Below are 12,499 nucleotides of genomic sequence, written 5' to 3'. Positions count from 1 at the left end.
CGCCACAACCCAGACAAATTAAGACCTGCTCTCAATGCACGCCCAGCTCGTCCCCGTAATCATGGCCGGTGGCACCGGTACCCGTTTGTGGCCACTGTCGCGCGAACAATTTCCTAAGCAGTTCATTGCTCTCACTGACGAGCGCAGCCTTCTGCAAGTTACGGCCCTGCGAGCCTCCCGGATCGTCGAGGCCGCCCCGCCGCTGGCGATTTGCGGGGAGGATCAGCGTTTCCTGGTGGGCGAACAACTGCGCGGCTGCGGTATGCTATCCGAGGTGCTGATCGAGCCTGCTGGCCGCAATACCGCACCGGCGGCTGCTTGCGCCGCCTTGCGTGCCCAAGCTCGTTATGGCGATCAGACTCTGGTTCTGCTGATGGCGGCTGACCATGTGATCGCCGACGAAGAAGCGTTCGTGCAGGCCGTCGAGCTGGCTTCCGGTGTGGCACGGCAGGGCAAGATTGCCGTGTTCGGCATCCGTCCGACCCGGCCGGAGACCGGCTATGGCTATATCCGTATTGGCGCCGAGCGCGAAGACGGGGCCTACGAGTTGGCGGCCTTTGTCGAGAAGCCGGATCGCGAGCGCGCGGAGGCTTTCTTGCGTGAGGGCGGCTATTACTGGAACGGTGGGCTGTTCCTGTTCCGCGCCGACGTCATGCTCGCTGAGTTGCAGCGCTTCGAGCCGGAGCTGCTGGCGCAGGCGCGGCTGTCGCTGGAGAAGGCGCGTTCTGACCTCGATTTTGTCCGTCTCGACCCCGAGAGCTTCAAGGCCTGCCGCAACGAGTCCATCGACTACGCGGTGATGGAAAAGACCGACAAGGCGGCCGTGGTGCTGCTGGATGCGGGTTGGGACGATGTCGGGTCCTGGACCTTTCTCGATCAGCAGCCCAAGGACGACTGCGGCAACGCCGTGCGCGGCGACACCTGGTTGCACGAGGCCCACAACAACCTGGTGCACGCCGAGTCGCGGCTGGTGGCCTTGGCGGGCGTCAGCGACACCATCGTGGTCGAGACCAAGGACGCGGTGCTGGTCACCACCCGCGAGCGCGCGCAGGACGTCAAGAAGATCGTCGCCCGTCTGAAGGCCGAGGGCCGCTCCGAGGCGGTCCACCATCCCACCGTCTACCGCCCCTGGGGCAGCTACGAGACCATTGCCATGGACGAGCGCTTCCAGGTCAAGCGCATCGTCGTCAAGCCGGGGCAGAAGCTGAGCCTGCAGATGCACCACCACCGCGCCGAGCACTGGATCGTGGTGAAGGGCACGGCCGAGATCACGGTGGGCGAGAAGGTGTTCATGCTCACCGAGAACCAGTCCACCTACATTCCCCTGGGTGAGAAGCACCGGCTGGTAAACCCTGGCCGGGTGCCGCTGGAGCTGATCGAGGTGCAGTCGGGCTCCTACCTGGGCGAGGACGACATCGTCCGCTTCGAGGACATCTACGGCCGGAGTCCCAAGTGAGCCGGCTGCCCGCCTTCAAGGCCTATGACATCCGTGGCCGGGTGCCAGACGAGCTGAATCCGGATCTCGCCTACCGGCTCGGTATCGCCTATGCCGAGCTGTTCGCTCCCAAGAAGGTCGCGCTGGGGCGCGACATCCGCCATTCCTCGCTGCCGCTGTTGCAGGCCCTGGCACAGGGCTTCGTCGCGCGCGGGGTCGAGGTGCTGGACATTGGCCTGGGGGGCACCGAGGAGGTCTATTGGGCGGCCCAGCAGCCCGGGGTGGACGGCGGCATCATGGTGACCGCCAGCCACAACCCGATGGACTACAACGGCATGAAGCTGGTGCGCGGTGGCGCGGTGCCGATTTCCGGCGACTCCGGCCTGCGCGAGCTGGAAGCGCGGGTGGCCGCCTCCACCGCCACGGTGCCGGCGGGTGCTCCGGCGATGACCAAGGTCGACTTCCGGCCCGCGTACGTCCAGCACCTCCTGGGGTATGTCGCGGGCCAGGCGCTGAAGCCGCTGAAGATCGTGGTCAACGCCGGCAATGGCACCGCCGGTCTGGTAATTGACGCGCTGGCGCCGCATCTGCCCTTCGAGTTCATCCGCGTCCATCACCAGCCGGATGGCGATTTCCCCAATGGCATCCCCAACCCGCTGCTGCCGGAAATGCGCGCCGACACCGTCGCCGCCGTGCGTGAGCATGGCGCCGACTTCGGCGTCGCCTGGGACGGCGACTTCGACCGCTGCTTCCTGTTCGACGAGCACGGCGGCTTCATCGAGGGCTACTACATCGTCGGCCTGCTGGCGGAAGCCCTGCTGCTGAAGGAGCCGGGCGCCAAGATCATCCACGACCCGCGCCTGACCTGGAACACCGTCGACATGGTGCTCGCCGCCGGTGGTGTGCCGGTGCAGAGCAAGACCGGACACGCCTTCATCAAGGAGCGCATGCGCGCCGAGAACGCCGTGTACGGCGGCGAGATGAGTGCGCACCACTACTTCCGCGACTTCGCCTACTGCGACAACGGCCACATCCCCTGGCTGCTGGTGGCGGCGCTCATCGTCCGCAGTGGCAAGACCCTGTCGCAGCTGGTCGAGGACCGCATGCGCGCCTATCCGGCCTCCGGCGAGATCAACCGCCACGTCCGCGACGTACGCGCCACCATCGCCCGCATCGAGGCCGAGTACGCGCCTCGTGCGCAGCGGGTCGAGCAGGTCGATGGCCTGTCCTGCGATTACGGCAGCTGGCGCTTCAACCTGCGCGGCTCCAATACCGAGCCGGTGCTGCGCCTGAACGTCGAGTCGCGCGGCGACGCCGCGTTGATGCGGCAGCAGACCGAGCAGCTGCTGGCGGCGATCGACGCCGGCTGAGATCAGCTCCGCCGGCCCGGCGGAGCTGACAATTTCTGCTGCATTTGAGCAAAAACCAGCCCTGGGACTGACAGTCGCCTCGGGGCAAACCCTTCGTGCCTGGGGTCGGTCAACCGGGCTCCTGTTACTGCGTTTGCCTAGTAACAGCTTTCCTGGAACGCCCAAATTAACCAGCTGCCTGACACCGCTGGCGGGTTTTGTGCTGATCCAGCCACGACGTGGTTCGGGTTTTTGAGGCAGACATGCTGGCGTACATCGTTCTCGGCTCGCTGACGAGCTTCTGGTTCACCTGGCTGACCATCCTGCTGGCGCACCATCACCAGGTCGGTTCCGACGAGGCTTCGGGGGTGCAGAAGTTCCACGATCATTGGGTGCCGCGCCTCGGTGGGGTGCCAGTGTTCGTGGCCTTCGTGACCACGCTGCTGCTGGCCGCCTGGCTCAGCAACTCCCAGGTCGACGCCTCGGTGCGCCTGCTGGCCTGCACGCTGCCGGCCTTCGGCATCGGTCTGTTGGAAGATGTCACCCGCAGGGCCGGCGTCAGCCCGCGCCTGCTGTTCACCATGATCGCCGCCGCCATCGGCTGGTGGCTGCTCGACGGTCGCCTTCAGCGCCTCGACCTGCCGCTGGTCGATGAACTGCTGCTGGCCTTCCCGCTGGCGGCGTTCGCGCTCACCCTGTTCGCCGCCGGCGGCGTCGCCCATGCGGTCAACATCATCGACGGCTACAACGGGCTCAGCGGCTTTGTCATCGCCGCCGCTTTCGCCGGCATGGCTCTGGTGGCCTGGCAGGTCGGCGATGCCTTCGTGCTGCGGGTGTCGGTGCTGGCGGTGATCTCGGTGGCCGGTTTCCTGGCCTGGAACTTCCCCTACGGCCGCATCTTCCTGGGCGACTCCGGCGCCTACTTCCTCGGCTTCCTGTTCGCCGAGATGGCGATCCTGCTGGTCTACCGCAACCCCGGCGTGTCCGCCTGGTGCCCGATGCTTCTGATGGTCTACCCGGTCTGGGAGACGGTGTTCTCGATGATCCGCCGTGGCAGCGAGGGCGGTCTGCACCGCATGGGGCAACCCGATGCCCTGCACCTGCACCAGCTGGTCTACCGCCGGCTGATGAAGCGCTACATCGGCTCCCGCGATCCGCAGCACCGCATCCTGCGTAACTCCCTGACCTCGGTCTACCTCTGGGTACTGGCCTTGATGAGCATCGTTCCGGCCGTGCTGTTCTGGGACCAGCCGGTGACCCTGATGCTGTTCGCGGTCTTGTTCGTGGTCAGCTACGGCGTGTTGTACACCGGCATCGTGCGCTTCCGGGTGCCGCGCTGGATGGTGGCCGCGCCGCTGGACCCGGCCCGCACTCTGCGTTCGGCACCGGCCGCCGCCAACCGCTAGGGCCTGTCACCAATTAGAACATCGCTGCGGCGGAAGGCGGTTTTGGGGCAGTGCAAGGAAGCAAGAGTGCGCAAGAGAGGACCTATTGAAACTCTTGCTGACGTAGCAATGCCCCAAAACCGTCCCGCCCCAAGGGGTTGCTGGCCAAAAGCGCGTCATGCCGCGTTGCCCGCCTAGCAAAGGCGTCCAGCCTTTGCGTCGGCTCGCGCCTTGCCTGACGCGCTTTTGACCAGCAACGCAGCGACGTTCTAATTGGTGACAGGCCCTAACCTCCCCGGAGGCCGTGCTCAGGGTTTGTGCGGCTGCTTCAAGTATTCGAGCGAGCGCATTTCCTGCAGCCGCGAGCGGGTGCGGGCGAACTCGAACAGCAGCCGCTCACCGCGATACAGCTGCTCCAGCGGCACGTCGGCGGCGACGATCAGTTTGACGCCGCGGTCGTAGAGTTCGTCGACCAGGGTGATGAACCGGCGCGCCTCGTTCTCGTCCGCCACGGTCAGCTGCGGCACCCGCGACAGCAGCAGGGTGTGGTGCAGGTGCGCCAGCTCAATGTAGTCGGCGGCGCCGCGCGGCCCCTCGCAAAGCTCGCCGAAATCGAACCAGACCACGCCCGGCGCCCGCTGGCGCGCGGTCAGTTCGCGGCCGTGAATGTCGAGGTTGACGCAGTGTTGGCCGTCCTGGCCCGCGAAGCGGCGGAAGTACAGGGCCAGCTTCTCCTCGCAGGCGCTGTCGCAGGGGCTCAGATAGAGCTGGGCGTCGGTCAGATAGCGCAGCCGGTAGTCGACGCCGTGGTCGACGTTGAGCACCCGCACATGGCGTTTCAGGGTCTCGATGGCGGGCAGGAAGTTCTGCCGCTGCAAGCCGTCCTTGTAGAGCCCGTCGGGCACGATATTGCTGGTGGCGATCAGGGTGACCCCGCGCGCGAACAGCGCCTCCATCAGCCGTCCGAGGATCATCGCGTCGGCAATGTCGGAGACGAAGAATTCGTCGAAGCACAGCACCCGCACCTCGTCGGCCAGTTCCTCCGCGACTTTGCCCAGGGGATCGCGCATGTCGGGGTAGCGGCGCCGGCGCTCGTGCACGTCGAGCATGAAGCGGTGGAAGTGGGTACGCCGCTTCCGCGAGAACGGCAGGGCCTCGTAGAACAGATCCATCAGATAGGTCTTGCCACGACCGACCCCGCCCCAGAAGTACAGGCCCGGTACCGCCGGCCAGCGCAGGCGGCTGCTGCCGAGCCGGCGCTTGGGCGGCTGGGCGAGCAGCTGCTCGTACACCGTCTGCAACGCATCGACCGCCAGTGCCTGCGCCGGGTCGGCGCTGAAGCCCTCGCGTTGCAGATCCTGCTGGTAGCGTTGCCGGGGACTCAGCAGCTCGGTCACGGCAGGCTCACTCCAAACAGGCGGCCGAGATAGTCGTTGAGAAACACGCCGCGCGGGTCCAGCCGCGCGCGCAGCGCCAGGAAGTCCCGCCAGCGCGGATACAGCGCCGCCAGGTCGCCGCCTTCCTTGCCGTGTCGGGAACCCCAGTGCGGGCGGGCGTCGTAGCGGTCCAGCACGTCGGCAAAGGCGCGGGTGACCGCCGGCATCGGCGCGCCACGGAAGCGCTTGAGCCGGATGAAGGCGGAATCGCGCCGGTAGGCCGGCGACAGCCAGACCTCGTCGGCGGCGACGAAGCCGACTTGGACGGCCGCGTAGCCTCGGGCGCCGAGCAGGTTCAGCAGCCGCTCCAGTTGCGCCAGTGCCTCCGGCAGGTCGCCGACCGCCAGCTGGTATTCCAGCAGCTCCGACTGGCGTAGCAGCGGCGGGACTGTCGGCTCGGGGGCGAGGTCGATACGGTCGGTCTCCGGCAGGGCCTGCATGGCCAGCCGTTGCGCGCTCCCGGCCACACGCGGCAGGCGCTGGCTGGCGCGCGCCAGCAGCCAGTGGCCGGCATTGCGCATCAGCCATTCGCGGCCCTGGGCGCCCAGCGCGGCGGCACGCGGCGGCTGATCCTGCGCCGGCAGGGCGACCTGGACCCGGGTGGCGCCAGTGCCCGGGAACCACTCGAAGGACAGGTGCCGGGCCTTGGCGCGCAGTTCCGGCAGGCGCGCCAGGGTGTCTTCCAGCGCGCTCTTGAACTGCCGTACCCGCAGCGGCTTGGCCAGCTCGCAGCTCAGCTCGACATGGCTGACCACGCCCAGCGCGCCCAGCGAGAGCCGCGCGGCGTCGAACAGCTCGGCGTTTTCCTCGGCACAGATGCGGCGGAACACGCCGTCGGCGGTGGTCAGGCCGACCGCGCTGACGCAGGCAGAAAGATTGTGCTGGGCGGGACCGGAGCCGTGGGCTCCGACGCTCACCGCGCCGCCGACGGTCGCCGCCGCCGGCCAGCCATCGACCGGCAATGCCAGGCCGCGCGCGCGCAGCCATTCGGCAAGTGCACCCAGGGTGGTGCCGGCGCGTACCCAGACGCGGCCGCGCTCGAGATCGGAGGATTCGACGCCGCGAAAATGATCCAGCGCCAGCAGGTTTTCGTCGGTGCGCCAGAGCTGGTTGGCGGCGGTACCGCCGCCGGCCACGCGCAGGCGCTCGCCGTCCTCGGCGCAGCGCAGCACCTCCGACTGGATCTGCTCGACGCTGTGCGGACGGGCGATGTGATAGGGGTCGGCGAGCGCCGCGCCGCGCACGAAGCGGGTGTGGTGGGTGGACCGGAGCGAGGGCAGTTTCATGGGTGTGGCGTCACCGCCAGACGGTCGGGCTCGCCGCAGCGGGCCAGGATCCTGGCGCGCACCGCGTCGCGCAGCCGATGCGCCGCGTCGCGGCTGCTGTCCTCGGGGTGCAGGGGCGGCAGGATCTCGATCTCGATCTGGCTGCGGCGGGGAAGGCGGGCGCCTTCGGGCAGCACCCGGCGGGTGCCACGGATCACCACCGGCAGCACCGGCACGGCGGCACGGCTGGCGATGGCGAAGGCGCCGGGCTGGAACGCCAGCAGGCCCGGTTCGGCCTTGAAGGTGCCCTCGGCGAAGATCGCGAAGGACTCGCCTTCGTGCAGACGGCGTAGCAGGTCTCGGGTGGCGACCGCCGCCTCGCGCGGCGAGCCGCGGTTGACGAAGCTGACGCCCATCCGGCGGATGGTCGCTCCCACCAGCGGCCAGCTGGCGGCGCCGTGCTGGACCAGAAAGCTGAAGCGGTCTGGCAGCGCTGCGGTCAGCACCATGCCGTCCAGATAGCTGGCGTGATTGGCGACGCAGACGCAGGGGCCTTCCGGCAGGTGTTCCAGGCCACGGACCCGGATCGGGCAGCCGATCAGGCGCATGATGCCCTGGGTGCCGGCGCGGCCGATGGCGCGGCGGCTGCGCAGTGTCGGGCCGGCGATGATCAGCAGGCACAGCGGCAGGATGGTCAGCGCGAACGCACTGGTCGCGTAGACGCCGTACAAGCGACCGAGGAGAGAGCGAAGAACACGCGAGGGCATCTCCCTATTATAGAGAGATGCCTCCGCCAGCCGACTTGCCGCCGCTCACCGCCGCCGACCGCGCGCTGCTGGCGGATTTCGCCGACATGCTGCTGCTCGAGCACGGCCTTTCCAAGAACAGTCTGGCGGCCTACCAGTCCGATCTGAATCTCTACGGCCGCTGGCTGGCGGCGCGCGGCCGCACGCTGCTGGAGGCCGACGAGGCGGAGCTGCGCGACTACCTGGCCGACCGCCAGCGCCAGGCCAATCCGCGTCAGGCCGGACAGGGGTTCAAGGCCCGCTCGCAGGCACGGCATCTCACCGCTGCCCGTCGTTTCTACCGCTGGCTGGTGCGCGAGCGTCGTCGTGCCGACGATCCCACCCGCCTGCTGGAGGCGCCGGGCCAGGGCCGGGGCCTGCCCAAGACGCTGGCGCCGGCCGAGGTCGAGCGTCTGCTGTCAGCGCCCGACGACAGCCCGCAGGGCCTGCGCGACCGCGCCATGCTGGAACTGATGTACGCCAGCGGCCTGCGGGTCAGCGAGCTGGTCGCCCTGCCGCTGCCCCGGGTCAACTTGCAGCGCGGGCTGGTGCTGGTGCTGGGCAAGGGTGGGCGCGAGCGTCTGGTGCCGATGGGCGAGGTGGCGCAGCAGGCGATCCAGCGCTGGTTGCAGGAAGCGCGTCCGGACTATGCCCGTTCCTCGCGCAGTGACGCCCTGTTCCTCAGCAATCGCGGCGAGGCGATGACCCGTCACAACTTCTGGCATCGCATCAAGCATTACGCGCGGCTCGCCGGCATTCCGGCGGCGTCACTGTCGCCGCACACCCTGCGCCACGCTTTCGCCACCCACCTGCTGGAAAACGGCGCCGACCTGCGCGCGGTGCAGAGCCTGCTCGGCCATGCCGACCTGTCCACCACCCAGATCTACACCCACGTCACCCGCGCCCGCCTCAAATCCCTCCACGCCCAACATCATCCGAGGGGGTGAGCCGTTTTTCTTGCCAAAGGCAAGAAAAACGGCGAACGCCCGGCCATGGATGGCCGGGCCGGGGGTAATTCAGAACTAGGCAGCCGCGCCATGGACGGCGATGACGAGCCAGGTCCGGAGCGGGCGAACGCCCCACCATGGATGGCCGGGCCGGGGGTAATTCAGAACTAAGCAGCCGCGCCATGGACGGCGATGACGAGCCGGGTCCGGAGCGGGCGGACGCCCGGCCATGGATGGCCGAAATCACGACAAAAGCCGCAGGCAGGCAGCCCAGCGGATCCACTGACCGAGAACCGACCCCAAGCGGATTTGTCATACTCTCGCCGCTACGATTTTCCCGTGACCTCGCAATGCTCCTGTTCCGCCCGGGCCGCCTGGCCCTGATCTGCGCTTCCATCTCCCTCGCTGCCACCACGGCCTCCTGCGCGCCGCCGATGCCGGAGCCGGGTTCTCCTCAGGCCCAGCCGCCGGCCAAGACCGAAGCGGCGCCGCCGACCGCAGCGGTGAAGCAGGAAACCCCGGATGCCGCCGAGCTGCGCGCGCGGCTGACCAAGGCGATGCCCGATCTGGTGCTGGACTCGGTGCACCCGGCCGCCATTCCCGGCCTCTACGAGGTGCGTCGCGGCTCGATGTTTGGCTACGTCAGCGCCGACGGCAAATACCTGATCTCCGGCGACCTGGTGAACCTCGAAACCGGCGAAGAGCTGACCGAGAACAGCCGCCGCCAGCTGCGCCTGGATGCCCTGGCCCAGCACGGCAGCGAGTCCATCGAGTTCTTCCCGCCCAAGGGCCAGCTGCAGAACGTGGTGACGGTGTTCACCGACGTCGACTGCGGCTACTGCCGCAAGCTGCACAGCGAGATCGCCAGCTACAACGATCTCGGCATCGGCATCCGCTACATGTTCTACCCGCGCAGTGGTCCGGGCAGCGAATCCTTCAAGCAGGCCGAGTCGGTCTGGTGCTCGATGGACCGCAAGGGCGCGCTGACCAAGGCCAAGCAGGGCGTGCATCTGCCGGCGGCGCCGGAAGGCTGCAAGACCCCGGTGCTGGCCGAGTACACCCTCGGCGGCGAGCTGGGCTTGCGCGGCACGCCGATGATGGTGCTGCCCAACGGCGAAGTGGTGAACGGTTACGTGCCGGCCGACCGCCTGGCCCAGCGCCTGGCCGAAATCAGCTTGCCGGCGGCCGCCAAGAGCGCCCCCTGAAAGAGCGCAGGAAACAAAAAACGGCCGGTCATCATGACCGGCCGTTTTTGTTTGCCCGCTGTAGACCTCAGCCGCGCCCGAAGCTCAGGGCACCGTCCTTCACGCCGACCTGCACGGTGTCGCCGGCGGCGAACTTGCCGTCGAGGATTTCCCGCGCCAGCGGATTCTCGACCTCTGCCTGTACCGCGCGCTTGAGCGGCCGCGCGCCGTAGATCGGGTCGTAGCCGGCTTCGGCGAGGTGGTCCAGCGCCGCGTCGGAGAAGTGGATGCCGATGCTGCGCTCCTTGAGCCGCGCCACCAGGCGCTGGGTCTGGATCGCCGCGATGGCGCGGATCTGCTTGGCCGCCAGCGGATGGAACACCACCGCCTCGTCGATGCGGTTGATGAACTCCGGCCGGAAGTGCTGACCGACCACCGCCATCACCGCCTCGCGGATCGCCGCGTAGTCGCCGCGCGTCGCCTCCTGGCTCATCATCTCCTGGATCAGATGCGAGCCGAGGTTGCTGGTCATCACGATCACGGTGTTGCGGAAGTCGACGGTGCGGCCCTGGCCATCGGTCAGGCGGCCGTCGTCGAGCACCTGCAACAACACATTGAAGACGTCGGCATGGGCCTTTTCGACCTCGTCGAACAGCACCACCGAGTACGGCCGGCGGCGCACCGCCTCGGTGAGCGTGCCGCCCTCGTCGTAGCCGACGTAGCCGGGCGGCGCGCCGATCAGGCGGCTCACCGAGTGCTTCTCCATGAACTCGCTCATGTCGATGCGGACGATGGCCTCCTCGGTGTCGAACAGGAAACTCGCCAGCGCCTTGCACAGCTCGGTCTTGCCGACGCCGGTGGGGCCTAGGAACAGGAAGGAGCCAATCGGCCGGTTCGGGTCGGATAGCCCCGCGCGTGAGCGGCGGATGGCATTCGCCACCGACACCACCGCCTCGTCCTGACCAACCACGCGTTCGTGCAGCGCCGCCTCCATCCGCAGCAGCTTGTCGCGCTCGCCTTCCAGCAGCTTGCTGACCGGGATGCCGGTCCAGCGGCTGACCACCTCGCTGATCTCGTGCTCGCTGACGCTGGTGCGCAGCAGGCGGTTGGCCTGGGCCGGCGAGGGCGTCGTCGACTCGCTGGTCTGCACGGCGGCACGCTTCTCCAATTCGGGAATGCGGCCGTACTGCAACTCGGCCATGCGCGCGAGGTCGCCGGCACGGCGCGCGGCTTCGAGGTCGATGCGCGCTTTCTCCAGTTCTTCCTTGACGCTGGCCGAGCCCTGCACGGTGGCCTTCTCGGCCTTCCACTGCTCTTCGAGATCGGCGTACTCGCGTTCGAGCTTGCCGATCTGCTCCTCCAGGGCGGCAAGCGAGCGCTTGGCGCCCTCATCGTCCTCCTTCTTCAGGGCTTCGCGCTCGATCTTGAGCTGGATCAGCCGGCGGTCGAGCCGGTCCAGCGCCTCGGGCTTGGAGTCGATCTCGATGCGGATGCGGCTCGCCGCCTCGTCGACCAGGTCGATGGCCTTGTCCGGCAACTGACGGTCGGTGATGTAGCGGTGGCTGAGCTTGGCCGCCGCGATCAGCGCACCGTCGGTGATGTCCACGCCGTGGTGCACCTCGTAGCGCTCTTTCAAGCCACGCAGGATGGCGATGGTGTCCTCGACGCTCGGCTCGCCGACCAGTACCTTCTGGAAGCGCCGCTCCAGGGCCGCGTCTTTCTCGACGTACTTGCGGTATTCGTCCAGCGTGGTGGCGCCGATGCAGCGCAGCTCGCCACGGGCCAGCGCCGGCTTGAGCATGTTGCCGGCGTCCATCGAGCCCTCGGCCTTGCCGGCGCCGACCAGGGTGTGGATCTCGTCGATGAACAGGATCACCCGGCCTTCCTGCTTGGCGAGGTCGTTGAGCAGGGCCTTCAGGCGCTCCTCGAACTCGCCGCGGAACTTGGCACCGGCGATCAGGGCGGAGAGGTCGAGCGTCAGCAGGCGCTTGTCCTTGAGCGATTCCGGCACCTCGCCGTTGACGATGCGTTGCGCCAGGCCCTCGACGATGGCGGTCTTGCCCACACCGGGCTCGCCGATCAGCACCGGGTTGTTTTTGGTGCGGCGGGCAAGGATCTGGATGGCGCGGCGAATCTCCTCGTCGCGGCCGATCACCGGGTCGAGCTTGCCGCTGCGGGCGCGCTCGGTGAGATCGACGGTGTACTTGTCCAGCGCCTGGCGCTGGTCCTCGGCATTGGCGGAATCGACCTTGGCGCCGCCGCGCACGGCGGCGATGGCCTTCTCCAGCAATTCCTTGCGGCCGCCGGCGGCCTTCAAGGCCTCGGCGAGCGGATCGCGGCCATCGAGCGCGGCGAGAAAGAACAGCTCGCTGGAAATGAACTGGTCGCCCTGCTTCTGGGCCAGCTTGTCGCAGAGGTTGAGCAGACGCGAAAGCTCAGCCCCGACCTGCACATTTCCGTCGGCCTGGCCGACGGTGGGCAGGCGGTCCAGGGCCTGGCTGAGCTTGCTGCGCAGCAGGTCGACATTGATGCCGGCCTGCTGCAGCAGCGGCCGCGCGCCGCCGGCTTCCTGATCGAGCAGGGCGAGGGCGACATGGGCGGGTTCGATGGCGCTGTGATCGCGGCCGACAGCCAGGCTTTGCGCGTCGCTCAGCGCCTGCTGGAACCGGCTGGTCAGTTTGTCCATGCGCATGGGGGCATGACTCCTAGAAAA

9 protein-coding genes are annotated in these 12,499 nt (G+C 68.1%); 5 read left to right on the top strand and 4 right to left on the bottom strand.

Annotated elements, in window-relative coordinates; translation table 11 throughout:
* Window positions 1–34 precede the first annotated feature (34 nt).
* The 3 genes from ED208_RS12115 (at window position 35) to ED208_RS12105 (ending at window position 4,190) form a co-directional block, all read left to right on the top strand.
* Window positions 35–1,456, top strand: coding sequence for a mannose-1-phosphate guanylyltransferase/mannose-6-phosphate isomerase (locus ED208_RS12115; RefSeq protein ID WP_123212168.1), 1,422 nt, complete (start codon window positions 35–37; stop codon window positions 1,454–1,456).
* Entirely contained in the window at window positions 1,453–2,805 is a 1,353-nt protein-coding gene (locus ED208_RS12110; protein WP_123212167.1) for a phosphohexomutase domain-containing protein, read from the top strand. Before ED208_RS12115 ends, ED208_RS12110 begins: the two co-directional genes overlap by 4 nt.
* A 242-nt stretch (window positions 2,806–3,047) precedes the next feature.
* A complete protein-coding gene (locus ED208_RS12105) occupies window positions 3,048–4,190 on the top strand; it encodes an MraY family glycosyltransferase (RefSeq protein WP_123212166.1) in 1,143 nt (380 codons plus the stop codon).
* 287 nt (window positions 4,191–4,477) lie between these two features.
* Here ED208_RS12105 and zapE read toward each other — a convergent pair whose 3' ends face one another.
* The 3 genes from zapE to ED208_RS12090 are packed head-to-tail and all read right to left on the bottom strand — an operon-like array spanning window position 4,478 to window position 7,601.
* Window positions 4,478–5,557 (bottom strand): cell division protein ZapE, encoded by a 1,080-nt coding sequence (gene zapE / locus ED208_RS12100; RefSeq protein WP_366512235.1) that lies wholly within the window; start codon window positions 5,555–5,557, stop codon window positions 4,478–4,480.
* A gap of 5 nt (window positions 5,558–5,562) precedes the next feature.
* Window positions 5,563–6,891 (bottom strand): D-arabinono-1,4-lactone oxidase, encoded by a 1,329-nt coding sequence (locus tag ED208_RS12095; protein WP_123212165.1) that lies wholly within the window; start codon window positions 6,889–6,891, stop codon window positions 5,563–5,565.
* Window positions 6,888–7,601 carry a lysophospholipid acyltransferase family protein gene (locus tag ED208_RS12090; RefSeq protein ID WP_158608536.1) on the bottom strand — a complete coding sequence of 238 codons (714 nt, stop codon included), beginning with the start codon at window positions 7,599–7,601 and terminating at the stop codon, window positions 6,888–6,890. The genes ED208_RS12095 and ED208_RS12090 overlap by 4 nt, the downstream gene beginning before the upstream one ends.
* Before the next feature lie 53 nt (window positions 7,602–7,654).
* On the opposite strand from ED208_RS12090, the gene xerD reads away from it, so the two are divergent.
* A complete protein-coding gene (xerD, locus tag ED208_RS12085; protein ID WP_123212163.1) occupies window positions 7,655–8,602 on the top strand; it encodes a site-specific tyrosine recombinase XerD in 948 nt (315 codons plus the stop codon).
* A 350-nt stretch (window positions 8,603–8,952) separates the two neighbouring features.
* A complete protein-coding gene (locus ED208_RS12080; protein WP_158608535.1) occupies window positions 8,953–9,807 on the top strand; it encodes a DsbC family protein in 855 nt (284 codons plus the stop codon).
* A 67-nt stretch (window positions 9,808–9,874) separates the two neighbouring features.
* Here ED208_RS12080 and clpB read toward each other — a convergent pair whose 3' ends face one another.
* Window positions 9,875–12,478: an ATP-dependent chaperone ClpB gene (clpB, locus tag ED208_RS12075; protein ID WP_123212161.1), complete on the bottom strand. Its 2,604-nt coding sequence runs from the start codon at window positions 12,476–12,478 to the stop codon at window positions 9,875–9,877.
* Between the last annotated feature and the right edge of the window lie 21 nt (window positions 12,479–12,499).

Origin of the sequence: Stagnimonas aquatica (genome assembly GCF_003730135.1) — a bacterium.
Lineage (GTDB): Bacteria > Pseudomonadota > Gammaproteobacteria > Nevskiales > Nevskiaceae > Stagnimonas > Stagnimonas aquatica.
This window is presented reverse-complemented; position numbering and strand designations above follow the sequence as displayed.

Coding starts and splice junctions, on each gene's coding strand:
- ED208_RS12115 (WP_123212168.1), top strand. CDS start 35: ATGCACGCCCAGCTCGTCCCCGTAATCATGGCCGGTGGCACCGGTACC.
- ED208_RS12105 (WP_123212166.1), top strand. CDS start 3,048: ATGCTGGCGTACATCGTTCTCGGCTCGCTGACGAGCTTCTGGTTCACC.
- ED208_RS12095 (WP_123212165.1), bottom strand. CDS start 6,891: ATGAAACTGCCCTCGCTCCGGTCCACCCACCACACCCGCTTCGTGCGC.
- xerD (WP_123212163.1), top strand. CDS start 7,655: ATGCCTCCGCCAGCCGACTTGCCGCCGCTCACCGCCGCCGACCGCGCG.
- ED208_RS12080 (WP_158608535.1), top strand. CDS start 8,953: ATGCTCCTGTTCCGCCCGGGCCGCCTGGCCCTGATCTGCGCTTCCATC.
- clpB (WP_123212161.1), bottom strand. CDS start 12,478: ATGCGCATGGACAAACTGACCAGCCGGTTCCAGCAGGCGCTGAGCGAC.